At 71.0% G+C, this 25894-nt stretch carries 26 protein-coding genes and 3 pseudogenes; 17 read left to right on the plus strand and 12 right to left on the minus strand.

What is annotated here, in order from left to right:
- Positions 1–25: 25 nt before the first annotated feature.
- Positions 26–790 carry a phage integrase central domain-containing protein gene (locus tag ACIOJE_RS18865; protein WP_400777364.1) on the minus strand — a complete coding sequence of 255 codons (765 nt, stop codon included), beginning with the start codon at positions 788–790 and terminating at the stop codon, positions 26–28.
- 310 nt (positions 791–1100) lie between these two features.
- The gene (locus ACIOJE_RS18870; RefSeq protein WP_400777366.1) at positions 1101–2096 is read right to left on the minus strand and encodes a hypothetical protein; all 996 of its coding nucleotides are present in this window, start codon (positions 2094–2096) and stop codon (positions 1101–1103) included.
- Between the two features lie 766 nt (positions 2097–2862).
- Between ACIOJE_RS18870 and ACIOJE_RS18875 the strand changes: the two genes are divergently transcribed.
- Entirely contained in the window at positions 2863–3576 is a 714-nt protein-coding gene (locus tag ACIOJE_RS18875) for a hypothetical protein (protein WP_400777367.1), read from the plus strand.
- 172 nt (positions 3577–3748) lie between these two features.
- A complete protein-coding gene (locus ACIOJE_RS18880; protein WP_400777369.1) occupies positions 3749–4498 on the plus strand; it encodes a YcnI family protein in 750 nt (249 codons plus the stop codon).
- A gap of 298 nt (positions 4499–4796) precedes the next feature.
- On the opposite strand, the gene ACIOJE_RS18885 is transcribed toward ACIOJE_RS18880, so the two are convergent.
- From ACIOJE_RS18885 to rpmG, 4 genes and pseudogenes are all read right to left on the minus strand, one after another.
- The gene (locus ACIOJE_RS18885) at positions 4797–4991 is read right to left on the minus strand and encodes a hypothetical protein (protein ID WP_400777460.1); all 195 of its coding nucleotides are present in this window, start codon (positions 4989–4991) and stop codon (positions 4797–4799) included.
- Between the two features lie 531 nt (positions 4992–5522).
- Positions 5523–5924: pseudogene (locus ACIOJE_RS18890) on the minus strand (cation transporter); the annotation flags it as partial.
- An 83-nt stretch (positions 5925–6007) separates the two neighbouring features.
- On the minus strand, positions 6008–6277 hold the full coding sequence (locus ACIOJE_RS18895; protein ID WP_280682302.1) for a type B 50S ribosomal protein L31: 270 nt from the start codon (positions 6275–6277) through the stop codon (positions 6008–6010).
- Positions 6278–6307: 30 nt separating this feature from the next.
- The gene (gene rpmG / locus ACIOJE_RS18900) at positions 6308–6472 is read right to left on the minus strand and encodes a 50S ribosomal protein L33 (protein ID WP_280682304.1); all 165 of its coding nucleotides are present in this window, start codon (positions 6470–6472) and stop codon (positions 6308–6310) included.
- Between the two features lie 145 nt (positions 6473–6617).
- Here rpmG and rpmB point away from each other — a divergent pair, with 145 nt between their 5' ends.
- From rpmB to rpmF, 6 genes are all read left to right on the plus strand, one after another.
- Positions 6618–6854, plus strand: coding sequence for a 50S ribosomal protein L28 (rpmB, locus tag ACIOJE_RS18905; protein ID WP_280682306.1), 237 nt, complete (start codon positions 6618–6620; stop codon positions 6852–6854).
- Positions 6854–7159, plus strand: coding sequence for a 30S ribosomal protein S14 (rpsN, locus tag ACIOJE_RS18910; protein WP_280682308.1), 306 nt, complete (start codon positions 6854–6856; stop codon positions 7157–7159). Before rpmB ends, rpsN begins: the two co-directional genes overlap by 1 nt.
- Before the next feature lie 127 nt (positions 7160–7286).
- On the plus strand, positions 7287–8474 hold the full coding sequence (locus ACIOJE_RS18915; protein ID WP_280682310.1) for a GTP-binding protein: 1188 nt from the start codon (positions 7287–7289) through the stop codon (positions 8472–8474).
- A gap of 48 nt (positions 8475–8522) precedes the next feature.
- A complete protein-coding gene (gene rpsR, locus ACIOJE_RS18920) occupies positions 8523–8768 on the plus strand; it encodes a 30S ribosomal protein S18 (RefSeq protein WP_400777462.1) in 246 nt (81 codons plus the stop codon).
- Positions 8765–10039: a GTP-binding protein gene (locus ACIOJE_RS18925; protein WP_400777370.1), complete on the plus strand. Its 1275-nt coding sequence runs from the start codon at positions 8765–8767 to the stop codon at positions 10037–10039. The genes rpsR and ACIOJE_RS18925 overlap by 4 nt, the downstream gene beginning before the upstream one ends.
- Positions 10040–10068: 29 nt before the next feature.
- Positions 10069–10239: a 50S ribosomal protein L32 gene (gene rpmF, locus ACIOJE_RS18930; RefSeq protein WP_400777372.1), complete on the plus strand. Its 171-nt coding sequence runs from the start codon at positions 10069–10071 to the stop codon at positions 10237–10239.
- Here rpmF and ACIOJE_RS18935 read toward each other — a convergent pair.
- Positions 10229–11812, minus strand: a pseudogene (locus tag ACIOJE_RS18935) (TIGR03943 family putative permease subunit). The gene rpmF and the pseudogene ACIOJE_RS18935 overlap by 11 nt on opposite strands.
- 396 nt (positions 11813–12208) lie before the next feature.
- On the opposite strand from ACIOJE_RS18935, the gene ACIOJE_RS18940 reads away from it, so the two are divergent.
- The 5 genes from ACIOJE_RS18940 to ACIOJE_RS18960 all read left to right on the plus strand — a co-directional run bounded on the left by ACIOJE_RS18940 (position 12209) and on the right by ACIOJE_RS18960 (position 17888).
- Positions 12209–13183: a metal ABC transporter solute-binding protein, Zn/Mn family gene (locus ACIOJE_RS18940; protein WP_400777374.1), complete on the plus strand. Its 975-nt coding sequence runs from the start codon at positions 12209–12211 to the stop codon at positions 13181–13183.
- Entirely contained in the window at positions 13180–14106 is a 927-nt protein-coding gene (locus ACIOJE_RS18945) for a metal ABC transporter ATP-binding protein (RefSeq protein WP_400777376.1), read from the plus strand. The genes ACIOJE_RS18940 and ACIOJE_RS18945 overlap by 4 nt, the downstream gene beginning before the upstream one ends.
- Entirely contained in the window at positions 14090–15004 is a 915-nt protein-coding gene (locus tag ACIOJE_RS18950; RefSeq protein WP_280682328.1) for a metal ABC transporter permease, read from the plus strand. Before ACIOJE_RS18945 ends, ACIOJE_RS18950 begins: the two co-directional genes overlap by 17 nt.
- Positions 15001–15996 carry a metal ABC transporter permease gene (locus tag ACIOJE_RS18955; RefSeq protein WP_400777378.1) on the plus strand — a complete coding sequence of 332 codons (996 nt, stop codon included), beginning with the start codon at positions 15001–15003 and terminating at the stop codon, positions 15994–15996. Before ACIOJE_RS18950 ends, ACIOJE_RS18955 begins: the two co-directional genes overlap by 4 nt.
- Positions 15997–16892: 896 nt before the next feature.
- Positions 16893–17888: a PP2C family protein-serine/threonine phosphatase gene (locus ACIOJE_RS18960; protein ID WP_280682333.1), complete on the plus strand. Its 996-nt coding sequence runs from the start codon at positions 16893–16895 to the stop codon at positions 17886–17888.
- On the opposite strand, the gene ACIOJE_RS18965 is transcribed toward ACIOJE_RS18960, so the two are convergent.
- Together ACIOJE_RS18965 and ACIOJE_RS18970 are read right to left on the minus strand one after the other, a co-directional pair.
- Positions 17828–18238 carry a trehalose-6-phosphate synthase gene (locus ACIOJE_RS18965; protein WP_400777380.1) on the minus strand — a complete coding sequence of 137 codons (411 nt, stop codon included), beginning with the start codon at positions 18236–18238 and terminating at the stop codon, positions 17828–17830. The two genes, ACIOJE_RS18960 and ACIOJE_RS18965, sit on opposite strands and share 61 nt — an antisense overlap.
- Positions 18239–18241: 3 nt before the next feature.
- Positions 18242–18469 (minus strand): hypothetical protein, encoded by a 228-nt coding sequence (locus tag ACIOJE_RS18970; protein WP_280682334.1) that lies wholly within the window; start codon positions 18467–18469, stop codon positions 18242–18244.
- Between the two features lie 457 nt (positions 18470–18926).
- Between ACIOJE_RS18970 and ACIOJE_RS18975 the strand changes: the two genes are divergently transcribed.
- Genes ACIOJE_RS18975 through ACIOJE_RS18985 form a run of 3 tightly spaced genes read left to right on the plus strand, consistent with a single transcriptional unit; the run spans position 18927 to position 21300 of the window.
- Positions 18927–20120 carry a molybdopterin-dependent oxidoreductase gene (locus ACIOJE_RS18975; protein ID WP_400777381.1) on the plus strand — a complete coding sequence of 398 codons (1194 nt, stop codon included), beginning with the start codon at positions 18927–18929 and terminating at the stop codon, positions 20118–20120.
- 2 nt (positions 20121–20122) lie between these two features.
- Positions 20123–20623 (plus strand): hypothetical protein, encoded by a 501-nt coding sequence (locus ACIOJE_RS18980; protein ID WP_280682338.1) that lies wholly within the window; start codon positions 20123–20125, stop codon positions 20621–20623.
- Positions 20620–21300, plus strand: coding sequence for a class I SAM-dependent methyltransferase (locus ACIOJE_RS18985; protein ID WP_400777382.1), 681 nt, complete (start codon positions 20620–20622; stop codon positions 21298–21300). The genes ACIOJE_RS18980 and ACIOJE_RS18985 overlap by 4 nt, the downstream gene beginning before the upstream one ends.
- A gap of 94 nt (positions 21301–21394) precedes the next feature.
- Here the strand turns inward: ACIOJE_RS18985 and ACIOJE_RS18990 are convergent, their stop codons facing one another.
- From ACIOJE_RS18990 to ACIOJE_RS19000, 3 genes are all read right to left on the minus strand, one after another.
- The gene (locus ACIOJE_RS18990) at positions 21395–23233 is read right to left on the minus strand and encodes a glycoside hydrolase family 15 protein (RefSeq protein ID WP_400777384.1); all 1839 of its coding nucleotides are present in this window, start codon (positions 23231–23233) and stop codon (positions 21395–21397) included.
- A gap of 225 nt (positions 23234–23458) precedes the next feature.
- The gene (locus tag ACIOJE_RS18995; protein ID WP_400777385.1) at positions 23459–24226 is read right to left on the minus strand and encodes an SDR family NAD(P)-dependent oxidoreductase; all 768 of its coding nucleotides are present in this window, start codon (positions 24224–24226) and stop codon (positions 23459–23461) included.
- A 751-nt stretch (positions 24227–24977) separates the two neighbouring features.
- The gene (locus ACIOJE_RS19000) at positions 24978–25325 is read right to left on the minus strand and encodes a hypothetical protein (RefSeq protein ID WP_280682485.1); all 348 of its coding nucleotides are present in this window, start codon (positions 25323–25325) and stop codon (positions 24978–24980) included.
- On the opposite strand from ACIOJE_RS19000, the pseudogene ACIOJE_RS19005 reads away from it, so the two are divergent.
- A pseudogene (locus tag ACIOJE_RS19005) lies at positions 25249–25625 on the plus strand (integrase); the annotation flags it as partial. The gene ACIOJE_RS19000 and the pseudogene ACIOJE_RS19005 sit on opposite strands and share 77 nt — an antisense overlap.
- Between the last annotated feature and the right edge of the window lie 269 nt (positions 25626–25894).

Genomic DNA, 25894 nt, shown 5'->3' on the forward strand with positions numbered 1-25894 from the left:
CACTAACCACGGTGTGCGGCAATGTCTACTTTGGCGGGAATAGATTTTTCGGTGCCGGTTGGGGAGGTAGTCTTCGCCCCGCACGGGGTGGGGCGGCCGGTCGCCGCAGCCGCACCCAGGGCGGAGGACGCCGCGTCCCGCGGCCAGGACCACGAGTGAAGCGCAGGAAGCGGGCCGCCTGCTCCTCGGTCCACAGGTGCCGTTCGGCTGCGGCGGGCCTGGAGATCAGCGGGGGCTTGGCGGGGTTGCGGGCGAGGCGTTCGCCTGTGACGGCGGAGCTGAGGGCGCTGGAGAGTGTGGCCATGATTCGGTGGACGGTGACTCTGCCGCGGCCGTGTTGCAGCTGGCCGGTGACGAAGGCGCTGAGGTGCTGGCGGGTGAGGTCGTCGAGGGGGATCGTGCCGAGGGCGGGGATCAGGTCCTGTTCGACGTAGGGGCGGTAGCGGGCGATGGTGGTGGGCTTGAGGTGGAGTTCCTTCTCGGCGAGCCAGGCGGTGAGGTAGTCGGCGGTGCTCTGGCGCGGGTCGATGATCACGCAGGCGGGCAGGGACTCGCTGAGGCGCCGCAGGGCGATGCGGGCGTCGAGTTCGTCGGGGAAGCCGGATCGGCGGATGGTGCGGCGGTGGCCGTCGCCGGAGGGGGCGTCGACGGCGACGGCCCATGTGCCGTGGTGGGGATCGGCGGCGAGGTGGGGGCAGCGGGTGCCGAGCTGGCGGTGGTGGTCGTCGCGGCAGCCGCAGCGCCGGTAGACACGTCCTCGGCCTTTCTTGGGGGTGGGTGAGCAGCGCATGGTGATCGCCTCGAAGGGTCGAGCGCGCGGGATCTCTCTCCCAGTCTGCGATCGCGGGGCGATCACCGCGCGACCACGGGCTCATGAAAAGGGCTGCTGACCTGGGTATCTCCCTTGACCAATGGTCAAGGGAGATCCGCAGGTCGTTGGGCATCGAGTTGCTGCCGCCCGGGCAGGCGGTCAGATGAGCCGGTCGCGGTGAGCCGCGGCTTCGCGGACGAGCTGGGCGAAGCGCTCGCGGCTTCGCCACTGGTGCTGTTCGGCCTGCTCGTCGGTCCAGTCCTGCGCGTCAGCGTCGATGTCGTCCTCGTCATCGAGGTCGTCGTACTCGCTGTGGAGGAGCCAGCAGCCGTGGATGCCGGTGAGGAGGTCTTCGAGGAGGGCGCTTGGGGTCGAGCGGGGTCAGGCGCAGCTCCACGTCGGCGAGGTCGGGTCCGTCGTCGCCGCCGTACTCGGCGAGGGTCTCCTTCAGCTCGTCGAGCTGCTCGCGGAAGGCGTCGGGGTCGGGCAGGAGACCGTCGGTGATGTGTAGGGCGTGGCGCACGAGGCCGGTGACGGCCTCGCGGGGGGCGTCGATGAGGCCGAGGACGAGGGTGGGGGTCTCGTGGGGGAGGGCTTCGATGTTGTCGGCCTCCTGGACGACGTGGACGGGGTCGTGGCCGGAGGCGTCGGCGGTGACCTCGGCCGCAGCGGCGAGCCAGTGGGCGGCGGCGACGGCGGCGGCGGGGTCGATGCCGGAGAAGAGTTCGGCCGGGCCGAAGGGGTCCTGCTCCAGGATGCGGTCGGCGGCGGCGACCTGGACGGGGGAGGCATCCTCGCGGCTGAGCAGGACGGCCTGCTGCGCGCGGCCGGTCAGATTGCCGAGTTCGGCGTTCTCCACGGCGGCGAGCTCCGTGGTGGCCTCGGCGAGCACGGCTTCCGTCAGCTCGGGGTCGTCGAGTTCGTGGAGGGCACGGCCGATACGGTTCGCGGATTCGATCAGGCGGCTGTAGGAGACGACCATCGAGCCGCCGCTGGGAAGGTTCGGTTTGGCGATGGCGTCCGCGACCTCGGAGAAGTGCTTGCGTTCCTCCTCGCGGCGCCAGCCCTCGGAGTTGGGCTCCATGGAGGAGGCGGCGCTGGCGGGGTGGGTGTAGGTGCGCCAGGTGGCTTCCGACAGTTGGGTGAGGGCGCGGGCCAGGCCCAGGAGCGCGGAGGTGCCGGCGTCGGCGGGCAGTGAGGCGATGCAGGTGGCGAGGTCGCCCTCGCCGGTTCCCCAGGTGGCGATGAGTGCGCGCTGGTCGGGGTCGACGCTGTAGCGGGTCATGAAGGCATATCTCAGGATCTGTCGGCCTTGTCGCCGGGACTGCCGTTCTGATGCAGCGCCAGGGCGGTTGAGGACGGGCAGGGGATGGCTGGGGCCGTGGGGTGTGTCCCTGAGCGCTGGGAGATGAGGTCGGGCTTGCAGGCTCAGGGACTGCCGGCAGGCAGCGCGGTGGGCTTTCGTGTTGGGGCTGGTACTGGGGCTGACAACCGGGATCGAGCACTCTGGTCACGATCACCCCTCCAGGCGCCGTCATACCCGCCTCTTCGTGGGCTGCTGCTGACGCGGATGTCGTTCGTGGGCGGGCCCGGGAGGTCAGTAATTCCTCCGACATCACCACCGCGGTGCTGCTGCTGGCGGTCGGGCTCGCGGTCTCCCAGCTGGCGGCGCGCGCCCGGCGGTTGGAGGTCCTCGCCGTCACCGGAGCGGCACGGCGAGCTGCGCGGCCGCCGCCCGCAGCACGGCGGCGAGGGTCAGGCCTTGAGCCGTGGGCCTCGACCGCGCTCGTGGCTGGTTCCCGGCACGGGCGCGGCTGCCGCGGCGGGTGGGGCCCCGGAGGAGGGTGCTGCTGTGGCTGGCACGGGGGCGACGGCGGTTGGCAGGGCGCTCGCCGGGGGATCCTGCGGTTCCCTGCACGGCGCGCGGGCGCGGATGGCATGATGTGCCCGCCATGTCTGCCTTCGTCCCCGGGGCGTCGCCCGCCCCGGCACCTCCCGCCTCGACCGGATTCCGCCTCCTGCGGGCCGTGCCGTTCGCGACGCTCTGCGTCGTGCTGGCCGCGGCCGGCCACGTGCTGGCTTCCGGTGCCGCGGTGTCGACCGGGATGGTGTTCCTGGGCTGGGTCCTGGCCCTGGGCGGGGCGGTCCTCGGGGCGCGGCGGGAGCGGTCGCTGGCCGCGATCACCGGTGGGCTGGCCGTCGGCCAGCTGGGCCTGCACCTCCTCTTCCATGCCGCGCAGACACCGTCGCGGGTCCCGGCGATGCCGAAGGCGGCAGGCATGGCCGAGATGATGGACATGCCGGGTATGCCCGGCATGGGGATGGTCGGCGGTGCTCACTCCCGGGCGGCGGCTGCGCAGCTCGCCGCGCCGCTCGCCGGCGGTTCCCACGCCTCCGCGGTGGCCGCGCCGCACGTCGCGTTGTGGTGCCATGCCTGGCTGCTCGGGCTGAGTCCCGCGATGTTCATCGGGCACCTCGCCGCCACGCTGGTGGCGGCATGGTGGTTGCGGCGGGGCGAGGCGGCCGTGTGGCGGTTGGTCCGCACTGCCGCCGAGGCGGTCTCGGCCGTGGCGCAGGCATGTGCCGCGAAGCTGCGTGAGGCCGTCGCACGGCTCGGCGGCGCACTGTCCGGCGGCATAGGAGACGGGCGGCGCCTGCTCTGCGCGTGGTTCGTGGGAGCGGGTGGCCGGTGGCGGCTCCCGGTGCCGGTCCTGCTGCGGCACTGCGTGATCAGGAGAGGTCCACCGGCGGTACGCACTGCCTGACCCGACGATCGAGCGCATTCGGCGCCCTCCGGCCGGGCGGCAGCTTCGCGCCCCTGATCACCTCGGCACACACGCCGTCACCGTCGGCGGACGATGGCTCCTGCCCGCGAGCAGGCCCTTTCGGCCCGGCCGTGCGCGTGCGTGCACGCTCCCACACGGAGAACACACAGCCATGAGACCGTCCTTCAAGAACCGCTTCGCCGCCGCCAGCGCCCTGGGCGCCGCCGCCGTGCTGCTGGTCGCCGGACCGGCGTCCGCGCACGTCACCGTGCAGCCGTCCAGCGTGCCGAAGAACGCGACCGACCAGACCTTCGCGTTCCGGGTGCCGAACGAGAACGACAAGGCCAGCACGGTGAAGGTCGAGGTCGACTTCCCCGCCGACCACCCGATCCCCTCCGCCATGGTCGCCGCGGTGCCGGGCTGGACCGACCAGGTGCAGACCACCAAGCTCGCCACCCCGATCCACACCGACGACGGCGACATCACCGACGTGGTCTCGCAGATCGTCTGGACGGGCGGACAGATCGCCCCCGGCCACTACCAGGACTTCACCGTCGACCTCGGTGCGCTGCCCGACGGTACGGACAAGGTCGTCTTCAAGGCCCTCCAGACGTACAGCGACGGGAACATCGTGCGCTGGATCGAGGAGCCCCAGGACGGCCAGAAGGAGCCCGAGCACCCGGCCCCTGTGCTCAAGCTGACCGCCGCCACCGCCGCCACCGGCGGCGACGCCCCCGCTGCCGCGCCGAGCGCGAAGGCCGGCCCGGCCGAGCAGAGCACCGCGACGGCGAAGAACGGCGACAGCGACTCCACCGCCCGCGGCCTCGGTATCGCGGGCATCGTCGTCGGCGTCCTCGGCGCCGTCGCGGGCCTGGTGCTCGGCCGCCGCCGGGGTACCGGCAGCACCGGCACGTCGGCGTAGCGGCCAGGGCCGGTGCGGGATGTGCATGCGTCTCGCACCGGCCCCACCCGGCCATGGCACGTGGGCCGTCTCCTGCCATCGGCCCGGAACCGGGCAGCTGATGCTACGTTCGGTCGGAACGGGCTTGGCCTGCGGCCGTGTTCGGCTCGCGACGCCACGACTGCGGTGATGCCGCCGGGCGGTAGCACGATGGCGAGTCCGCGCCGCGACATGGTGCTTGGTGAGGCCGGTGATCGACGGCCTGGCTGCGGCGGCCTGTGCCGTGCCCCGGACTCGGGTCGCCGTGAACGGAGGGCTGTCAGGCAGCCGGGGCGGCCAGGGCGTCCAGAGCACCGCTCTTGGCCTGGGCGACGAGGTCGCGGAACTGCTCCTCGCTCATCTGCACCTGCTGCCCGAAGTCGTCGGTGATCCGCACACGCTTCTCCGCCGGAGCGGCTGGGTCCACAAACAGCTGCGGGCAGCCGCAGTTGCAGTTTCCGCAGAAGGTCGCGATCGGTCCGTACTGGTGCCGTGCATCTGTGCCACCTCGGTCGCCTCTGGCGTGGGCGTACTTCTCCACCCCGGCGATGCCCGCAAGCGGAGTGTCCAAACCAACTCCCGGGCGCCGCAGGACCTGTGGGGTGGTGAGCCGTCGGTGCCTCTCGTTGGCGATCCGCCCGCGAACCGGGTGGCGTCGGACGCATGCGCCGACGAGGCGATCGCACTGACCCGATGCCTGAAACCGACGGCTGGGATCGTCCCGAGGCCGAGGACCAACCCTGGGATCCCGCCGAGACCGTGAGGGCCATGCCGGCAGAGGAAGCCGTCGGCCGGGATGCGACCGACCTTCGCACCTGACGCGTCCGCGCGGCGTACCTGTCCCGCAGGCCCTCGAGCATGCCGGGGATGCCCGGAATGATGGCGACCGGTGAGGGTTGATAGCGGTCAGGCGGCCGGAATTCCCCAGCGGCGGCCGGTCACGAGTCCCTGCCGGCGGCCACGTGGATCCGCATGGTCACCGTTCCGGTTGTTTGCGTGGCCGGGCTCATGCGCAGCAGGCGCATCCGGGGGTGCATCTGCAAGTGTCGGTGGCGTCGGTTGGGGTCGCGCAGCAGCCCTTTCCCTGCCAGGTGTCGCGGCCTTCCTTGACCGCCACGGCGGCGATGACCAGGGCGCTGAGGGGGTCGGCCCAGGACCAGCCCAGGGCGGCGTTGGCGAGCAGTCCGGCCAGCAGCACCGCGGACAGGTAGGTGCACAGCAGAGTCTGCTTGGAGTCCGCGACCGCCGAGGCCGAGCCCAGTTCCCGCCCGGCCTTGCGCTGGGCGGCTGACAGAACGGGCATCACGAGCAGGGACATGGCGGCCAGCGCGATGCCGGGGATCGAGCGTTCTGCTTCCCCGGTGCCGGCCATGGTGCGGGCGGCGTCGACGGTGACGAGGCCGCCGAGCACGGTGACGGGCAGCCGGCGCGGCCTGCCCTGCGCGGTCATCTCTCACTCCTCCCGGATGTGCCGATTGAGTTGGTGCGAGGTCAGCTCGCCGTGCCGGGCCTGGTGCCGGCGAGTCCGTAGCGGCGCTGGAAGCGCTCGACTCGGCCGGCGGTGTCCAGGACGCGGGCGGTGCCGGTGTAGAAGGGGTGGCTGGCGGAGGAGATCTCGACGTCGATGACGGGGTAGGTGTTGCCGTCCTCCCAGCCGACGGTGTGGTTGCTGGTGGCGGTGGAGCGGGTGAGGAAGGCGAGGCCGCCGGCCTTGTCGCGGAAGACGACGGGGCGGTACTCGGGGTGGATGCCGGACTTCATGGTGATCTCCGGAGGGGTTGTGGGGAGGGGTCAGCGTTCTTCGCGGAACGGCACGTGCGTGCCGGCGACGGGGTCGTACTTGCGCAGGACCAGCCGGTCGGGGTCGTTGCGGCGGTTCTTGCGGGTGACGTAGGTGTAGCCGGTTCCTGCGGTGGAGCGGAGCTTGATGATCGGGCGCAGTTCGTTGCGGGCCATCGGTGTCCTTTCGGGCGTGTCGTGACGAGGCGGGTCTCACCCTAGCGTAATGGTTTTCGTTTTCATCTACTGTTAGTGTCGGGCCAACGTTCGCGGCGGGTTCGGCATTCCCGTCCGCCGCCGTCCTGACCGACACGGAGTCGCCATGTCCGCCCACTGTCAGCTCACCGGCCGAAAGCCCGGGTTCGGCAACGCCATCTCCCATTCGCACCGCCGTACCAGCCGCCGCTTCGGCCCCAACATCCAGGCCAAGCGCTACTGGCTGCCGAGCGAGAACCGGTTCGTCCGGCTGACGCTCAGCGCCAAGGGCATCAAGACCGTCGACAAGCTCGGCATTGAGAAGGCCGTCACCCGGCTGCGCGCCCGTGGGGAGAAGGTCTGATGGCCAAGCGCAGCAAGATCGCCAAGAACGAGCAGCGCCGCGTGATCGTCGCCCGCCATGCCGAGCGCCGCGCCGAGCTCAAGCGCCTGATCGCCGCCCCGGCGACCTCGCCCGAGGACCGCCTCGCCGCCCAGGCCGAGCTGCAGCGCCAGCCGCGCGACGCCAGCGCCACCCGGGTCCGCAACCGCGACGCGGTCGACGGCCGCCCCCGCGGCTACCTCCGCGCCTTCGGCCTCTCCCGGATCGGTCTGCGCGAGCAGGCACACGCCGGATTCCTCCCCGGAGTCCGCAAGGCCAGCTGGTAACACCCCACCCACAAGCCGGTCGCGTCCCGTGCCGCGCGATCTCTCCCGGGCCGCGTGGCCCGGGGCGTGACCCCCAAACTGTTCCACCGGCTCACGCCGGTGCGGTGTCCTCAGGAAGGAAGAACCGGTGTCCCAACCCAGCCTGCTGCCAGTGGTGGTGGTCGGAGGGCTCCACGAGGCCGAGCGCCGCCAGGCCGTCCTGGAGCTCCTCGCCGACCACGAGGGCGCCGTGGTCCTGCACCACGACCTCACCCGTGCGGGCGAGGGCCGCGTGTACCGGGGAGTCTGGGACACGTCCGGTCCACTCGGCGGGGCGGACCTTCCGCTCACCAACGACTGCCCGTGCTGCGCGCTGCGCGAGGACCTGCTGCCCGAACTGCTGCGGATCGCCGAAGCCGGACGCCACCGCCTTGCGGTGGTGGAGCTGTGGGGCGGCAGCGACCCGAACCCGCTGGTCGAGGTCATCGCGGGCGGTGAGGTCGGCGACTGCTGCATGCACGAGGTGGTGGAGGTCGTCGGCGTGGTCACCGCCGTGGACCCGCTCAGGGCCGTCCCGGAACTCTCGGTCTCGGACGAACTCTCCGAGCACCACCTGCACACCTGCGCCGACGACGACCGCACGGTCGCCGAGGCGCTCGCCCACCAGATCGAGTACGCCGACGTGTTGGCCGTCTCCCACGCCGACCAGGCCGGCGGGACGCCCGAGTTGCACGCCGGCATCGCGATGCTGCGCCAGCTCCACCCGACCGCCCGCGCCGTACGGCTGGGCACCGGCGCACTCGTCCGCGCGGCGCTCGCGGGCTTCGACGTGGCAGCCGCGCGTGACCGGGTCAACCCGGCGCTGGCCCTGCTGCCGCAGGAGGCCGACGAAGCCGGGGTGGCCACGCTGGTGTGGGAGCGGCGCCGGCCGCTGCATCCGGCCCGGTTGCACGAGGCGCTGGAGCAGCTCGTCCCGGCCGCGCAGCGCAGCCGGGGCAGGTTCTGGCTCGCCAACCGCCCTGACCTGATGCTCGCCTGGGACGCGGCCGGGGCCAACCTCGCGGTGGAGGAATGCGGGCCGTGGCTGGTCTCGCTGCCGGATGCGGTGTGGGAGCTCTACCCGCCCGCGCGCCGGGCCGCCGCCGCCCTCGACTGGGACTCCGTCCACGGCGACCGGATCCAGCAACTGAGCTTCACCGCTGAGGGGTTGGACGTGGACGGGATCACCGGACTGCTCGACTCCTGCCTGCTCACCGATGCCGAACTCGCGGCCGGAGAGCCCGGTTGGAAAGCCATGCCGGACGCCTTCGAGGACCTGCTCGACCCGGTCGCCTGAACCTTCCGACCTGCACTGACCTGACGGAGAGAACCCGCCGTGGCCAAGATCGCTGCCGCCCGCAAGGACCGCAGGCCTCGCCCCAACCCGCTGCACGAGGCCCGCATCACCTACATCGACTACAAGGACACCAATCTGCTGCGGAAGTTCATCTCCGACCGCGGAAAAATCCGCAGCCGCCGCGTCACCCGCCTCACCGTTCAGCAGCAGCGAGCGATGGCCAGGGCCATCAAGAACGCCCGCGAGATGGCGCTGCTCCCGTACGGCTCCGGCTCGCAGCAGGCCGCACGATGACCGAGCAGCTGCTGTCAGACCCGGCCGAGGTCCCCACCGAGATCCCGACCGACGTCAGGCTCCCCGTCACCGTTCTGTCCGGGTTCCTCGGTGCGGGCAAGACCACCCTGCTCAACCACCTCCTGAACAACCGGGAGGGCCTGCGGGTCGCGGTCATCGTCAACGACATGAGCGAGATCAACATCGACGCCGCGCTGGTTCGGGAGGGCGGAGGGGCCCTCTCCAGGACCGAGGAGCGCCTCGTCGAGATGACCAACGGCTGCATCTGCTGCACCCTGCGCGACGACCTGCTGGAGGAGGTCGACTGTCTGGCCCGGGCCGGACGCTTCGACTACCTGCTGATCGAGTCCAGCGGCATCTCCGAGCCGATGCCGGTCGCGGCCACCTTCGCCTTCTCCCGCGACGACGGCGCCACCCTCGGCGACGTCGCCCGCCTGGACACCATGGTCACCGTCGTCGACGCCGCGGGCTTCCTGCCCGAACTGCGCGGCGGCGACGAACTGACCGCACGCGGCCTGGACCAGTACGAGGACGACGAACGCACCGTCAGCGACCTGCTGATGGACCAGGTGGAGTTCGCCGACGTCCTCGTCCTCAACAAGACCGACCTGGTCGCCCTCGACGAAACCGACCGCCTCGCCGCCGCGCTCAGCCGCCTCAACCCCGCCGCCCGTATCGTGCGCGCGACCGGCGGCCGCGTCCCGCCCGCCGAACTCCTCGGCACCGGCCTCTTCGACCTCGCCAAGGCCCAGGAGGCCCCCGGCTGGGTTGCCGAACTCAACGGCGACCACGTGCCGGAGACCGAGGAGTACGGCATCACCAGCCTGGTCTTCCGCGCCGAACGCCCCTTCCACCCCGGCCGGCTCTGGGAGCTGGTGAGCGAGCGCCTCGACACGGGCGAGTTCGGCACGGTACTGCGCTCCAAGGGCTTCTTCTGGCTCGCCTCCCGGCTGGCCGTCACCGGTCTGTGGTCCCAGGCAGGCTCCGTCGCCCGCTTCGAACCCTCCGGCATGCGCTCAGCCGCGACCGGCCGGACCGGCCTCACCACGCTGACCGGACTGACCGACGAACAGGCGCACAGCGGCCAGGAACTCGTCTTCATCGGCACCGGGCTCCGCAAGGACGAACTGCGCGCCGCGCTCACCCACTGTCTCCTGGACGACGCCGAGCACACGGCCGGACCGCGCGCCTGGACGGCCTTCGAGGACCCGTTCTCGGAGTGGGACGAGTACGCCCTCCAGGACGATCACGACCACCAGCACCTCAACTAGCCACCACCACAACACAGGAGGAAGCCCTCATGGCCGTACCCAAGCGGAAGATGTCCCGCAGCAACACCCGCCACCGCCGAGCCCAGTGGAAGGCGACCACGCCCCAGCTGGTACCGATCACCGTCGACGGCCGCGAGCACCTGGTACCGCGCAACCTGGTCCGCGCCTACGAGCGCGGATTGCTGACATTCAAGTCCTGAAACCCGCCAGGCGGTTGTCGGGCCGCCCCGTGGAAGGCGCGGCGGGCCGGCCGCACGTGGGCTCGGTCCGGCTCCTCGTCCGGGTGTCCGGATCCGGTGGGGCATCCCGGTAGGGGTTCTTCGGCTGGGGGATGACCGTCAGGCCGGTGGCGTCGAGCGCGGGCACCCGTGTTCCGGCGGCGGGCCGCCACACGCCGGTCACCGTGACCCAGGTGTTCGCCTGTGGGGTGCCGACGCCGTGGATCTCCACGTCCACCACCCGGGCGTCGGCGGCACAGCAACTGACGATGACCCGGCTGAGCTGCCACATTCCGCCGGGCTTGGGCGTGACGAATCCTTCGAGCCGGACGGTGCGGCCCTTGAGGGACTCCTTGTCGTCCCAGACGGCGCGGGTGGTGAAGTCGGTCAGCGAGAGGGCGAGGGTGCCCTGCGGGGGAAGCGGGGGGAAGTCGGCCCGCCTGGCGATCGCGCCGGACCCGTCGCGGGCGACGGTGTAGGAGCCGAGCGCCGGAGGGGCCGCGACGAGCAGCAGCACTGCGGGTACCGTCAGCAGCCAGGCGGTCCTCAGGCCCGAGCCGGCGTGCGCGTGTCCGTGTCCGTGTCCGTGGTCGTGGGGGTGGCCGTGGTCGTCGTCCTTGTCGTGTCCTGGGTGTCCGGTGTCGGCCTCGGCGGCGGTGCCGCGCAGACGGAGGAGGGCGTCGGCCACGCCCAGCAGGACGAGGACGGCGCCGCAGATGACGAGGAACGGCCGGAGCCCTTCCTTGACGTACCGGGCGATCAGCTTGAGGTCGACCATCGGCCCGACCACCATGAAGGCGAGCCGGGCGGTGGAGGAGAACCCGGCGAGCGAGGCCGCCACGAACGCGTCCGCCTCGGAGCAGATCGAGAGGATCACCGCCAGTCCGCCGAGCAGTGCCACCGACAGCCACGGGGAGCCCGCGAACGCGTGGAGGACCGAGGGCGGCATCGCGACGTTGAAGGTCGCCGCGGCCGCCGCGCCGAGGACCAGGAACCCGCCGGCGTGCAGGAAGTCGTGCTGCAGTCCGTGCCGGAAGGCGTCCACACGGTTGCCGCCTCCTTCGTGGTCCGCAGTGGCGGGTGGCAGTCGCAGCCACTCGGGGCGGCCCGCCCGGATCCACAGTCAGCCCATCATCATCGACGTGGCGAGGGAGGCGAGCAGCCGCGCGAGCACCATCTCCGGCCGGCCCGGGAAGGCGATCGAGGTCGCGACCAGCACGACCGGGTTGACGGCGGGTGCCGACAGCAGGAATGCCAGTGCTGCCGCGGGCGCCACGCCGCGCCGCATCAGACTGGCGGCGACCGGTACGGAGGCACACTCGCATCCCGGCAGGATCGCCCCCGCCACGCCCGCGACCGGCACGGCGAGCGCGGGGTTGCCCGGCAGCAGCCGGGAGAGGACCCGGGCCGGGACGAAGGCGCCGATCGCAGCCGACACCACCGTTCCGAGCAGCAGGAACGGCATCCCCTGGAGCGCCACGGCGACCAGCACGGTGCGCCAGGCCTGGAAGGCGGGGGCGTCGAGGAGGTCGGGCACCACCACGAGTGCCGCCATGCCGATGATCGGGAGGCAGAAGCCGGCCACGACCAGGCCGACCACGATGCGCGCCAGCAGGCCCAGCCATCGGCCAGGGCCTGTCCGTTCGGGTTCATGGTCGTACCCGGGTGAGGCGGCGGCCGGCCGCTCGGCGGTGGTGGTCTCTTCGGTCACGGCTCTCGGGCTCCGGGGGCCAGTTGCTGCTCGGCGGGGGTGGGGCGGAAGCGTACCGGAGGTGGCTGGTGGCATGGCTCGCTCTTTGCCTGGCCGCGTACGGAGTCAAAGTTCGGTAATGATTTTCATCTCAACGCCGATCGGTCTTGATGTTGAAAATCATTTCCGACTAGCGTTTCTCCTGTCCAGCAGAGCCGGGCCCTTCGCGGGGTCCGCAGGTTGTTGAGGAGTACCCACGCCATGCGCGCCGTCCAGCCCCGCCCCGTCCGCAGACCCTCCGTCCGGCTCGTCCTGAGCGCGGCCGCCGTCGCCGCGCTCGCGGCCACCAGCGCCTGCTCCACCTCCTCGACCGCGAAGACCAGCAGCTCGGACACCTCGGCGGGCGGCGGGAGCAGCAAGGTCGTCCAGGTAGTGGCGGCGGAGAACTTCTGGGGCAGCATCGCCACCCAGCTCGGCGGTGACCACGTCAAGGTGACCAGCATCATCACCAACCCGGACACCGACCCGCACTCCTACGAGCCCACCGCTGCCGACGGCCGTACCGTGGCGGGCGCCGACTACGTGGTCACCAACGGGATCGGCTACGACGCCTGGTCGGACAAGCTGCTGGCCGCCAACCCGGCGAGCAGCCGCACCGCGCTCAAGGTTGGCGACCTGCTGGGCAAGAAGGAGGGCGACAATCCGCACCAGTGGTACTCGGCGGAGAGCGTGAACAAGGTGATCGACCAGATCACCGCCGACTACAAGAAGATAGACCCGGCCGACGCGGCCTACTTCGACCAGCAGAAGACGACGTTCGCCACGAAGACGCTGGCGCAGTACAACCAGCTGGAAGCCGACATCAAGGCGAAGTACGCGGGCACCCCGATCGGCGCCTCCGAGTCGATCGTCACGCCGCTCTCCGAGAGCCTGGGGCTGAAGATGCTCACCCCGGAGACCTTCCTGGACGCGATGAGCGAGGGCACCGACCCGAGCGCGGCCGACAAGGCGACCATCGACCAGCAGATCAGCGGCAAGCAGATCAAGGTCTACGTCTACAACTCCCAGAACTCCACCCCCGACGTGGCCGCGCAGGTCGACGCGGCCGAGAAGCAGGGCATCCCGGTCGCGACCGTGACCGAGACCCTCGTCCCCGCGAACGCCACCTTCCAGGACTGGCAGACCCAGCAGCTGCAGGGCATCGCGGACGCGCTGAAGGCGGCGACGGGCAAGTGAGCATCCACCCGACCGAGAAGGTCCGATCGGACGCGGGCCACGTGGCCCCGGTCCCCGAGTCGTCACCGGTCGCAGAGCCGGTGCTGTCGCTGCGCGGGGCGGCCGTGCGGGTGGGCGGGCGGACCCTGTGGTCGGGTGTTGATCTGACCGTTGGGGCAGGGGAGTTCACCGCTGTCCTCGGCCCCAACGGGGTCGGTAAGTCGACCCTGGTGAAGGTGCTGCTCGGGGTCCTGCCGGCGGCGGCCGGGGAGGTGCGGGTGCTCGGCGGGGCGCCGGGCGCGCACAACGGGGCCGTGGGGTATCTGCCGCAGCGGCGCAGCTTCGACGCGAGTGTGCGCATCCGCGGGGTCGATGTGGTGCGGCTGGGTCTGGACGGGGATCGGTGGGGGATCCCCGTCCCGGGCCTGGGCCGCGCGAAGCGGCGGGCGGCCCGTGAACGGGTCGCGGAGGTGGTCGAGTTGGTGGGCGCGTCCGGGTACGCGCACCGGCCGATCGGCCAGTGCTCGGGTGGTGAGCAGCAGCGCCTGTTGATCGCCCAAGCGCTGATACGGCGTCCGCAGGTCCTGTTGCTGGACGAGCCCCTGGACAGTCTCGACCTGCCCAACCAGAGCGCGATCACCGCGCTGCTGGGCCGGATCTGTCACCAGGAGGGAGTGTCGGTGGTGATGGTCGCCCACGACGTGAACCCGATACTCCACCACCTCGACCGGGTGGTCTACATCGCCGAGGGCGGCGCCCTTGCCGGGACACCGGCCGAGGTGATCACCTCCGAGACGCTGACCCGCCTGTACCGCACGCCCGTCGAGGTGCTGCGCACCAGCGGCGGTCGGCTGGTCGTGGTCGGCCAGCCCGAGGCTCCCGCGCTGCACAGCGACCGGCACGCCGACCACGGGACGGGAGGCGGCCATGCAACTGGCCTCTGACGCCGCGTCGCCGGTTTTCTCCTGGAACCTGCTGAACGACTTCCAGGACATGTGGTCCTACCTGTCCATGGTGAACGCCTTCCGGGCCGGGCTGGTCGTGGCGGTGGTCTGCGCGGTCGTGGGCTGGTTCATGGTGCTGCGCCGGCAGACCTTCGCCGGGCACACCCTGTCGGTGGCCGCCTTCCCCGGCGCCTCCCTGGCCACCCTGGCCGGGTTCAGCCTCTCACTGGGGTACTTCGGCTTCTGCGTGGCCGCCGCGCTGGTCATCGCGGGGCTCGGGCGCAAGGGCCGGGAGAGCGGCGCGGAGGAGTCGGCCGTCACGGGGACGGTTCAGGCGTTCGCGCTGGCCTGCGGCTACTTGTTCATCAGCCTGTACAAGGGCCTGCTGGAGGGGCCGACGGCGCTGCTGTTCGGTGACTTCCTGGGCATCACCACCGGCCAGGTGGTGATCCTGGCGATCGTCGGCGCGGCGGTGCTCGCCGTCCTGGCGGTGATCGGACGGCCCCTGCTGTTCGCCTCCGTGGACCCGCAGGTGGCAGCCGGGCGCGGGGTCCCGGTGCGGCTGCTGTCCACGCTGTTCCTGGTGCTGCTGGGGGCGGCGACCGCCGAGGCGAGCCAGATCACCGGCACGCTGCTGGTGTTCGCGCTGATGGTGATACCGGCTGCCACAGCCCAACAGCTCACCGCCCGGCCCGCCCTGAGTCTGGCGCTGTCGGTCCTGCTCGGTCTGGCCGCCTGCTGGGCCGGCCTGATCGCGGCCTACTACCAGCCCTACCCGCTCGGCTTCTTCGTGACCGCCTTCGCCTTCACCGGCTACGTCCTGGCCCACCTGCTGCGCCTGGGACGGGAGTTGCTCGACCGGGCGCGGGTACCTGTTCCGATCGGAGGTGCGGCATGACCGCCGTCCTGTCCCAGCCGTTCTTCCAGCACGCCCTGCTGGCCGGGACGTTCATCGCGCTGGCGTCCGGTCTTGTCGGCTACTTCCTGGTGCTGCGCGCGCAGATCTTCACGGGTGACGCGCTCAGCCACGTCGCCTTCACCGGGGCGATGGCGGCCCTGGCCGGCGGGTACGACCTGCGGCTCGGCCTGTTCGCGGCGACCATCGGCGTCGGCCTGCTGCTCGGTGGACTCGGCCGCCGGGGACGGCCGGACGACGTGGTCATCGGCAGCGTCTTCGCCTGGATCCTCGGGCTCGGCGCATTCTTCCTCACCATCTACACCACCTCCCGCAGTGCCGCCCGGGGCGGTGCGGGCACCAGCGTGCTCTTCGGCTCCATCTTCGGGCTGAGCAGCGGCCAGACCACGCTCGCGGTGCTGATCGCGGCCGGAATCTGCGTCGCGGTGCTGCTGATCGCCCGACCGCTGCTGTTCGCCACCCTGGACGAGGCCGTGGCCGCCGCACGCGGCGTCCCGACCCGGGTGCTCGGCTTCGCCTTCCTGGCCCTGGTCGGCGCCTGCGCCGGAGAGGCGACCCAGGCGGTCGGCTCGCTGCTGCTGCTCGGCCTGCTCGCGGCCCCGGCGGGGGCGGCGATCCGGCTCACCGACCGGCCGTTCCGCGCCCTCGCGCTGTCCGCCGCCCTCGCCGTCGCGGAGATGTGGGGCGGCCTGCTGCTCAGCGCCGAGGCGCCCGAACTGCCCCCGAGCTTCGCCATCATGGCCACCGCGAGCGCCGTCTACGCCGCCACCTTTCTCGTCCGCCCGGGCGCTCACCGGTCTGCTGTGCGCGAGGACATCGCCCTGGCGCCCGTCATCGACATCGATCCTTGCGAGGTCGTGCTCGTCACGCGCGCTGACGACCCCAACCCGCTGCTCGGATCGCTGGAAGACGTCGCACGTACATTGCTCGGCACAGCCTCCCGACAGGAGAACGACGAACTGCCGGTCAACTGAACCCATTGCCTCTGCGAGGTGTTTCAGATGGCTGTCGCCGCGCTGCACAGTCAGCGGGGCTGTCGACCGCTCCCGGTCGGGGTGGGGCCGACTCCACCGATTTCCGACTCGGTCCGTCAGCCGTACATCGCCACGCGGTACGGACGCAAGGGCGCCATCGAGAGGACGGGAATTGCGGCTTACCGGCGGAGTCGAGCGTGTTCCACCTCCGCAGATTCACCGCGACGGATACCTGCCGGTTGCCGTCGGCACGGATCACGGTGAGCGTGCCACCGCCCCAGACGGCGCCACCGTGACCCGGGAAGACGCTCTGGCCAGCGCCCCCTCGGGTGCGGGCCAAAGAGCCGTAGTCGAGGATTTCCCTCCTGGGAGAGGAACGAGACGGTGGGGTGCATCGGCCCGGCGGGAACGCGGTGTGCCAGAGCCTGCCGCGCTCGATGACGTGTCGGGTGACGTACCGGTCGGCCGTCGTGCCGGCCACCTCTACCAGGAACTGGGCGAGGAGAAGGTGGTTGATGGGCGGGAACGGCCTCCCGCCCACTGATGGTCCAGGCAGGCCAGTCCAATCTCGTTGAACCCGTGGATGCGCGTGACTGTCAGTGACGGTCCGCATTCGTGGAGGCACCGCCGCGTTCCTCGGCCGCGCATTCGGTCGCTGGGCCGTGGCGTGGGGGCTGACAGCACCTCGGCGGCGTCACCGGTGTCAGGCGCGTGGCGGCTCCCTCGGGAACGCTGTCGCGGGAGAGCCGACAGCGATTGACCCTGGAGAGAGGGAGAGCTCGACTATGGAGGGCAGTCCGGTGTCTGCTGTCTTGAACGGGGGAGCATGGCGTCCGCCACCGTTCCTGCCCAGGTGGTCGCGCAGGCTCGCTTTCGCCGGCTACGCATTGGTCACGATGGCTGTGCTGGCCGATGTCGTGACGGGGCCCGATGTCACGTTCTCCCCGATCCTGGCCGCTGTGCCGGTGGTGGCGGGCGCGGGTACTCGCCGGGCCACGGTCCCACTGGCGGCCGGGATGGTCGCCAGTGTCATCGTTGCCGGTCTGGCACTTTACGACAGCGAAGTTCCTCTGGTCGTCCACGTGACCGCTGCGGCCACGGTGATCGTGATCACCTTCTTCAGCTGCGCCAATGTCATCGTGGTGGCGACCCAGGAGCGGGAGCTGGCCAGAGTGCGCACGGTCGCCGAGGCGGCGCAGCGGGCGCTGCTGCGCCTGGTGCCCCGGCGGGTGGGGCCGTTGGTGGTCGCGGTGCGTTATGTGGCGGCGGAGGCGGAGGCGCGGATCGGTGGGGATCTGTACGAGGTGATGCGTACTCCGTACGGGGTGCGGCTGTTGCTGGGTGACGTGTGCGGCAAGGGTCTGGGCGCGGTGGAGACCGCTGCCGACGTGCTCGGGGTGTTCCGTGAGGCTGCCCGGGCCGAGCCGGATCTGGCGGAGGTCGCCAGGCGGCTGGACTCGGCGCTCGCCCGTCGGCCGGCGATCGAGGAGTTCGTCACGGCGGTGCTGGTCGGTGTCCCCGATGGGCCGGGACCGGCGGTCGTGGTCAACTGCGGGCACCCGCCGCCGTTGCTGTGCCACGCCGGTGAGGTCAGCGCGGTGGAGCCGCCCGTTGACGCACCGCCGCTGGCCCTGCTCGATCTGGTCGGCGGGACCTATCACGCCCGGTCGCTCATCTTCGAACGTGGCGACCTCCTGTTGCTCTACACGGATGGCGTGGCCGAGGCCCGGGACGCGGCCGGCCGGTTCTATCCGCTCGCCCAGCGCCTGGCGGCGATGCCGCACGGGGATCCGGACTCCCTGCTGGACGATCTCCTCGTGGACGTGCGGGCCTACGTCGGTTGTGGCCTGACCGACGATGCGGCCCTGCTCGCCGTCCGCCGAGAGCGGTGAACCCGTCCTGGGAAGAGGACGGAGCAACGGTAGCGGCCACCGGCAGAGTGGCGAAGATGCCCGGAGGAGGGAAGGGGGTGGTGGAATAGCACGATATACAGGTCGGGCCGGGGCGCGCGCAGGAGGCCCGGGACCAGCCAGAGGCTGTAGTCGTGCAGCCAGACGGTCGCACCGGGAGCACGCCGCGCACGCTGCCTGATGAGCTTCCCCTCTCTCGGACTGGGTGATCCCAGGTCCAAGATTCGCCGGGCGGCCGAGCGCGCCGGCAGAGCGTGCGAGGCGGGGCGCGAAGCACGGAAGTGCTGGCCGGAGACGACACGCTCAAGACGACACGCAGCCTTGAAGATCACACTTCACGGCGCGTGGGTAGGCCAGGTTGATCCGTCCGCAGCGACCAGGGTGGCCAGCGTGGCCGGGATGGGCGGCGACCAGTGACACAGAACCCAGTACAGCAGGGCCTGGGCCACCGTGGAGGCGGCGCCGATCACGACGAACCAGAACACTTCCCTGGTCAGCGCGGTGCGGCCGGGCCGGGTGGAGGCGCTGCGCCGTGGGACGCGCCATGTGCTGAGGCGTCGCACTCCACCATCATGAGGCCACCGTGCGGGGACCCGTCGAGCCGTGCGGAGCGCCGGTTCGACCGTTCGGCTGGCGACGGACACCCGCATGCACGCAAGACGCGGACAGTCGACCCGATCCGTGCCAGTTTGTAGCTGACGACTTGACCAGCACCGCCGACGCGTGGGTTTCGGCCCACTCCGCTGCGAGGCAGCCTGGGCACGAAGGAAGTGGCCGATGGACAGTGGCGGAGGGCCTCCTGGCACCTCAAGTTCCGGCGGCCCGCAACGCCCGAGATCGGACGAGAAGCACGCGCCGCGGCGCCTTGAACGCGTTCGCGCTGCCGCGGCGGCTCGGGCTGCCAAGGCGGCCGCTCGTACCCGGGCCCTCGTGCGGCGGGTCGAGCAGATTCCTCCGCCCCCGGGGCCGTTCCGGCCCGACTTCTGGCGCAGTCCCATCCGCGGGCCCTGGCTGACCTCCGTGTTCGGCCTGGTGCTGCTCGTCGGCATCCCGCTGCTCTTCGTCACCGGCGCACTGTCCTACGCCGCCTACAATCCCGGCCTCGGTGCACTCAACGACCAGACCCCGGACAAGGGCGTACTGGGCTTCTACCTCTTCGACTGGCCCACGCATCCGTACTGGCTGTACCGGCTGACCCAGGGCGTTCACGTGACGCTCGGCGTGGTCCTGGTGCCGGTGGTGCTGGCCAAGCTGTGGTCGGTGATCCCGAAGCTGTTCGAGTGGCCGCCGGCCCGCAGCGCCGCCCACGCGCTGGAGCGGCTGTCGCTGCTGGCGCTGGTCGGCGGGGTCGTCTTCGAATTCGTCACCGGGATCCTCAACATCCAGCTCTACTACGTCTTCCCCGGCTCCTTCTACACCCTCCACTTCTACGGTGCCTGGGTGTTCATCGCCGCCTTCGTCGTCCACGTATCCCTCAAACTCGGCCGGATGACCCGCGCCCTGCGCTCCCGCGGCCTGGCCGCCGAACTGCGCACCGACCTCGCCCGTACCCGGACCGAGCCGCCCGACCCCGACGGCCTGGTCCCGACCGCCTCCGCGGCACCGACGATGACCCGCCGCGGAGCGGTGGGCATGGTGGGGGCGGGCTCCCTGCTGCTTCTCGTGGTCACCGCGGGACAGAGCATCGGCGGTCGGCTGCGCGGCACCGCCCTGCTCGCGCCGCACAACCGGGAACCGGGCAGTGGACCGAACGGCTTTCAGATCAACAAGACGGCCGCCGCTGTCGGCATCAACCCGGCGCATGTCGGCCCGGATTGGCGGCTGGAGATCTACGGCCCTGGCCCGACGCTCGTCTTCACCCGCACACAGCTCCTCGCGATGCCCCAGCAAGCCGCCGCCCTGCCGATCGCCTGCGTGGAGGGATGGTCCACCCCCGACCAGCACTGGAGCGGCCTTCGGCTGGCCGACCTGGCCGCCCTGGCGGGCCTGCCGGACGCCGGAAGCGTCCTGGTGGAATCCGTCCAACCACCCGGCCCCTACAGCTCGGTGGTGCTGCGGGGCAACCAGATCCACGACCACCGATCACTGCTCGCCCTGCACGTCAACGGCGCGGACCTCTCACTCGACCACGGATACCCCGCCCGCATCATCGTCCCCGCCAACCCCGGCGTGAACAACACCAAATGGGTGCACCGACTCACCTTCAGGACCTGACCATGGCACGCTTCGTCCGCTGGTACGGCTCCGGGCCCCTGCACCTCCTCGTCCTGATCGCCTCGTTCGCCCTCACCGGCTATGCCCTGGTACGCCTGTTCGCCGAGCGCCCGCTCGGGGTGGCGATCTGGTTCGTCGGCGCGGCCATCGGCCACGACCTGATCCTGCTGCCCCTGTACTCGCTCGCCGACCTGTCGGCCCAGTCCGTGCTGCGCCACCGCCCGGAACGCACTCCTGCGGTGCCGTGGATCAACTATCTGCGCGTGCCCGCCTTCCTGTCCGGGGTCCTGCTGCTCGTGTGGTTTCCCCTGATCCTCAACCTGTCGATCCCCTACCAGGGCGACACGCGGCTGCCGGAGGACGTCTACCTCGGCCGCTGGCTGGCGATCACCGCTGTGCTGTTCGGCGCGGCAGCGATCGCCTTCGCTCTCAAGCTCCGCCGCGTCCGGCGGGCCGCCCGCGCCGACGAGGAACGACCCGCACCAGGTCACGACGCACCGTGACGACCGACGAGGAAGCGCCGTCCCACGCTGGCGCAGACCCCTACGCGCACGTCCTGCGCAGCGGCCACGGACCGGTGTACCTGCGGCTGACGGACGGGCGCCGGATCCGGATGCCGGTGCATCGCTGGTACGCGCAGCCCACCGTGGCCGACGAATCCGTGCTCAACCGCTGCGTCGGCCCCGTTCTCGACGTCGGCTGCGGACCGGGCCGGCTCTGCAGAGCGCTCCTGGGCCACGGAGTCCCCGCGCTCGGCGTCGATGCGGCTCCCCGCGCGGTGGCCCATACCGTTGCTCTCGGCGGGAGAGCACTGTGCCGATCGGTGTTCGACCGGCTACCGGCCGAGGGCGGCTGGCAGACCGTCCTGCTCATCGACGGCAACATCGGTATCGGCGGTGACCCGCATGCCCTGCTGCGCCGATGTGTCCAGCTCGTCAGCCCGACGGGTGTCCTCCTCGTCGAGGTCGGTCCGTACGACGTCGAGGAGCTCTGCACTGCCTGGTTCGAAAACGTCCACGGCCACAGGGGGTCGTTGTTTCCCTGGGCGCGGCTGGGAGCGCAGGCGCTCCGCAGGATCGCCCGGGACTTGGCCCTCGGCGTCACCGACCAGTGGCAGAGCGGCAACCGATGCTTCCTCGCCCTCGGGCACCAGGGCCCATCCTCGGGTCATCCATGCTGAGGCCGGCTGACGGCGCGGCACAGGATACGACGGGTGGCGCCACCGGGCTGTCCCACCCGGTCAGGGCAACCGCCGGCGGCCGGGACAAGGGCCGTCAACCGGTTGATCGAGGCTGCGTGTGCGTGGGTTTCCCCTCGGCATCGCGGATGGCGCGGGCGGCGTTGATCAGGCCGATGTGGCTGAAGGCTTGCGGGAAGTTACCGAGGGCCTCCCCTGTGGCGGAGTCGGTCTCCTCGGCCAGCAGCCCGACGTCGTTGGCATGCGCGAGGGCGGTCTGGAAGACGTGCCGTGCACGGGTGGTGTCGCCGGTGAGGGCAAGGGCATGGGCGAGCCAGAAGGTGCACAGCAGGAAGGTGCCTTCGTCTTCCGGCAGCTCGTCGCTGAGGTAGCGGCGGACCAGGCCGTCGCGGTCGGTCAGGTGGGTGGCGATGGCCAGCACGGTGGACTGGACGCGGGGGTCGTCAGGCGGCAGGAAGCCGACGATGGGCAGCATCAGCGTCGAGGCGTCGAGTTCTTCACTGCCGAATGCCTGGGTGAACGCGCCCAGGCGGGGACTCCAGCCTCGCTGTTCGATGGCTTGGCGGATCTGGTCGCGCTCGTGCCGCCAGTGGGGTACGCGGGCTTCGGCCTGGAGGGTGGGTGCCATGGCGATCGCACGGTCCAGGGCGACCCAGCACATCAGTTTCGAGTGCAGGAAGTGTCTGCTGGGCCCGCGTCGCTCCCAGATGCCCTGATCCGGTTGGGACCACCGCCGGGCGGCTGTCTCTGCCGCTTGGACCAGGAGGGTGCGGGTGGCTGGGTCCAGACGCTCGCCGGGCGGGAGGGTCTCGTGCGCGGCGTCGAGGAGTTCGCCGTAGACATCGAGCTGACGTTGGCGCCACGCGTCGTTGCCGCTCCGAACGGGGCTGCTGTCGCGCCAGCCGGTCAGGTGGGGCAGGAGCCGCTCGCTCAGATCGCGTTCCCCGCCGATGCCGTACATGATCTGCAGGTCGACGCCGCGGTCGAGCTGATTCACCGCGGCTCGGGCGAGGAAGTCGAAGAACTTCTCCTTCTCCTTGTGGCAGGCGGCCGTGGCCAGCGCCTGAAGGGTGAAGCTCGCGTCGCGGACCCAGGTGTACCGGTAGTCCCAGTTGCGCGTTCCGCCCGCTCGCTCGGGCAGGGAGGTGGTGGCCGCCGCGACGATGGCGCCGGTCGGCGCGAAGGTCAGGGCGCGTAGCACGCGTCCGCTGTGGCCCACCTCGTCCTGCCAGGGGCCGACATAGCGGCGGTGGAGCTGCGACCACGAGCGCCAGCCCTTGATGGTGTCGCCAAGGCGGCGTCGGATACGCCCGGCCCGCCAGCACATCGGCTCCCGCTCCCAGGCCGGCCCAACGTGCAGGGCGAATCCCAGGCGCTGCCCTCTTCGCAGCGGGACCAGACCGTGCGCCGTGGAACCGCTCACCCGCAAGTCCACAGGGCTCGACAGGAGCAGAATGTGAGCACCCCCGTGGGCGGCGAGTCCGCCCCGGACGGGTGCGAGGAACGGGTGGACGAGTCCGAACTCCGGGCGCGGCGCATAGGTCATCTCGATGGTCACCCATCCTTCGGTGCAGGTGATCTGTCGCAGGAGCACTCCCGGGGAGGCGCTGCCGAGTGCGTGGCCGCGTTCGCGCCGTCCCAGGGCGAGGGCGTCGCACAGCACCACCGTGCCGTCGGCCGTGCGGAAGGTCGTCTCCAGGACGAGGGTGTCTTCGAGGTAGCGGCGGCTGATGTCGGCAGGGCCGGTGGGGCGGATGGACCAGTGGCCGGCGCTCTCGTCGAGGAGGCGGGCGAAGATCGCCGGGCTGTCGAATCGGGGAAGGCACAGCCAGTCCACCGAGCCGTCGGAGGTGACCAGGGCGGCCGAACGGCAGTCGGAGAGCAGGGCGTGGTCACCGATCGGTCGCGCGCTCATTTGTCGCATCCCGTCCATCTCGGGCCAGGCGAGGCGGTCCGGCGAGGACGACGTGAGGATCGCTCGCCCGCGCCGCAGGTCGCTTCAGATACCTGAGAAGCATTCACCCCAAAGCCTCCGTGCACGGCGGATTCGCTCAACGTCATACCTTGGCTGTAGGAGGAGCCAAGAGCGGCCGTCCGTGCCCCTGATGGCCGCATGCACGCCGTGGCCGGCCTCGCGGTTTCACGAGCTCGGGAACAGGGGACCGCCCGCCATCAGGCCGCCGTCGACCAGGAGGATGTGCCCGGTGACATAGCTCGCCTTGTCCGACCCCAGGAATTGGACGGCCTGGGCGATCTCCTCCGGGGTGCCCGCCCGGTGCATGGGCAGCACCGAATCGACCGCTTCACGCGCCGTGTCGTCGCCGGTGAACCGCTCGTACATGGCGGTCCGGGTGTAGCCGGGGGCGACCGCGTTGACCCGGATACCGTGGGCGGCGCCTTCGAGTGCGGCCGCCTTGGTGATGCCGACGACGGCGTGCTTGCTCCCGACGTACAAGGCCGCCCCGGGGTAACCCATGAGGCCGTAGCCGGAGCTGACGTTGACGATGCTGCCGCCGCCCTGTTCCCTCATGACCCGGAACTCGTGCTTCAGGCACAGCAGCGTTCCCTTGACGTTGGTGTCGAAGGTGGCCTGGTAGGCCTCGTCGGTCACCTCCGTGACAGGGCTGGGCGTTCCCTCGGTGCCGGCGTTGTTGACGGCGACGTCGATCCGCCCGAACCGCGCGACCGCGCGGTCGACGAGGTCCTTCACATCGGCGTCGAAACGGACGTCAGCCCGCACGAACCCGACCGGGGCGCCGAGGTCGGAGAGTTCCCTGGCAAGCTGCTCACCCACGTCCTCGTGGCGGCCGGAGACCACAAGGTTCGCGCCCTGACGGGCGTAAGCCAAGGCGGTGGCGCGACCGATACCGGTGAGTGCGCCCGTGATGAGGACGACGGGATCAGACACGTCGGGCATCCCTTCCTGTAATCGCACAGGTGAACGACGGGTACGCGGTTGGAACCCGCACAACACCGGTTTCCTCTTCGGGCAGGGGCGTATCCCCCAGTACCCCTGCAAGGAAGGTGTCCCAGCCGGACGACCGGCCGCATCGGACCCGACCGCCGCATCCATCGAACGGCGGCACGTGATGGCCCGTATGGCCCGCGGACGGCGGCCTGGACAGACAACCCGAAGGCGGCCATAGACCCACCGACGGAGAGGAGATCGAGGGCACTCGTACCGGCGGCTCGGAAGCGGCCGATCAGCAGCCGGGTACGAAGGCCTGAGGTAGCAAGCCGAACCGGCTCACTCACGCTGCCCGCTGGGCGTCGCTACCGGCGGGATCCGCCTGCGTGGCGGTCGCCTTCCAGGGCGGCCGAGGATCGCAACGCCTTGACGTGCTCGGTCATCTCGACCAGCCGGGCGAGTGGCGGTCACCCTCCGGGACGACTGAGAATCGCAACCTGGACCCGACCTGGAACCGATCCGTGCCGATCTGGGTGGCGGTCGCCCACTGGGGCGGCCGAGGATCGCGACCACCACCGCGGGCACGGTGGCGCGCACACCGCGTCGTGGCGGTTGCTCTTCAGGGCGGCCGAGGATCGCAACACCCTCGCCGAACTCGGCGCCGACGTCGCCGCCGTGTGGCGGCCGCCCTTCCAGGCGGCCGAGGGCCGCAACGGATCCAGCACGGGAATGCGGGCCGTCCGTTCCGATCTCAGGTACCGGCTCGGACTGAACTGACCGGCTCCGGCGCGCGCTCGTCGGGCAGGGGCACCCCGACGTCGAGGCGGCCGATCACCTGGCGGGCCGCTTCGGCGAGTTCGGGCGGGCCTTCGACGGTGAAACGGCAGTTGAAGGTGACGAGGAAGCCGATGAGCGCCGACCAGGACCACGCCCCCATCCGGATCCGGGTGATCCGCTCGTCGATCGCTTCGAAGCTCGCCGCGCCCGGAGCCCACTTCGCCACCAGCGTCGCGGGGCACTCCATCAGGACGGTGCCCCAGCACGGCCAGGTGTCCGCGCTGATACCCCGGCGGTGCTGGCACGAGGTCTTCCCGGTCACCCCCAGCACCCTACTCGCCTGGCACCGCAGGTTCATCGCCGCGAAGTGGGACTACACCACCCACCGACGCACCGGACGCCCGCCCACCCGATCGACTATCAAGACGCTCGTTGTACGGCTTGCCCAGGAGAATCCGCGCTGGGGGCGCTGACGGATCCAGGGGGAGTTGGCTCGGCTCGGGCACCGGATCGCTGCCTCGATGGTGTGGAGATTCTCCACGCGGCCGGCGTCGACCCGGCGCCGCGTCGCTGCGGCCCGACTTGGCGTGAGTTCCTCACCGCCCAGGCCGAGGGCATCATCGGCAGTTCAAGTCGGAGGCCGACTTGAACCGTGCCTGCACGCCACAGCTGCGCGGGGAACTGAAATTGGCATGCCCGTGGCGTGCAGCCGCTGGCGTCGCCGCCCGTTCCGCAACCCGGATGAAGCAGCGTCACGCCCGTCTCTGCCGGCGGTGTGGCCGGAGTCACTCGCCCCACAGAACGCGCTGAGCTGCCGTTATTCGGATAATGGGCACATCCGGCGCGCGTCGTCCGGGCCTGGTCGGCGTCGCTTTCCGGCACCGGCACCGG

This window comes from Kitasatospora sp. NPDC087861 (genome assembly GCF_044742585.1).
Classification (GTDB): domain Bacteria; phylum Actinomycetota; class Actinomycetes; order Streptomycetales; family Streptomycetaceae; genus Kitasatospora.

Bases quoted from the DNA above. Each gene is read 5' to 3' on its own strand.
- ACIOJE_RS18865 (WP_400777364.1), bottom strand. From the start codon at position 790: ATGCGCTGCTCACCCACCCCCAAGAAAGGCCGAGGACGTGTCTACCGG.
- ACIOJE_RS18960 (WP_280682333.1), top strand. From the start codon at position 16,893: ATGGCTGTGCTGGCCGATGTCGTGACGGGGCCCGATGTCACGTTCTCC.
- ACIOJE_RS18880 (WP_400777369.1), top strand. From the start codon at position 3,749: ATGAGACCGTCCTTCAAGAACCGCTTCGCCGCCGCCAGCGCCCTGGGC.
- rpsN (WP_280682308.1), top strand. From the start codon at position 6,854: ATGGCCAAGCGCAGCAAGATCGCCAAGAACGAGCAGCGCCGCGTGATC.
- ACIOJE_RS18870 (WP_400777366.1), bottom strand. From the start codon at position 2,096: ATGACCCGCTACAGCGTCGACCCCGACCAGCGCGCACTCATCGCCACC.
- rpmF (WP_400777372.1), top strand. From the start codon at position 10,069: ATGGCCGTACCCAAGCGGAAGATGTCCCGCAGCAACACCCGCCACCGC.
- ACIOJE_RS18955 (WP_400777378.1), top strand. From the start codon at position 15,001: ATGACCGCCGTCCTGTCCCAGCCGTTCTTCCAGCACGCCCTGCTGGCC.
- ACIOJE_RS18980 (WP_280682338.1), top strand. From the start codon at position 20,123: ATGGCACGCTTCGTCCGCTGGTACGGCTCCGGGCCCCTGCACCTCCTC.
- ACIOJE_RS18925 (WP_400777370.1), top strand. From the start codon at position 8,765: ATGACCGAGCAGCTGCTGTCAGACCCGGCCGAGGTCCCCACCGAGATC.
- rpmG (WP_280682304.1), bottom strand. From the start codon at position 6,472: ATGGCCCGCAACGAACTGCGCCCGATCATCAAGCTCCGCTCCACCGCA.
- ACIOJE_RS18990 (WP_400777384.1), bottom strand. From the start codon at position 23,233: ATGAGCGCGCGACCGATCGGTGACCACGCCCTGCTCTCCGACTGCCGT.
- ACIOJE_RS18895 (WP_280682302.1), bottom strand. From the start codon at position 6,277: ATGAAGTCCGGCATCCACCCCGAGTACCGCCCCGTCGTCTTCCGCGAC.
- ACIOJE_RS18950 (WP_280682328.1), top strand. From the start codon at position 14,090: ATGCAACTGGCCTCTGACGCCGCGTCGCCGGTTTTCTCCTGGAACCTG.
- ACIOJE_RS18940 (WP_400777374.1), top strand. From the start codon at position 12,209: ATGCGCGCCGTCCAGCCCCGCCCCGTCCGCAGACCCTCCGTCCGGCTC.
- rpmB (WP_280682306.1), top strand. From the start codon at position 6,618: ATGTCCGCCCACTGTCAGCTCACCGGCCGAAAGCCCGGGTTCGGCAAC.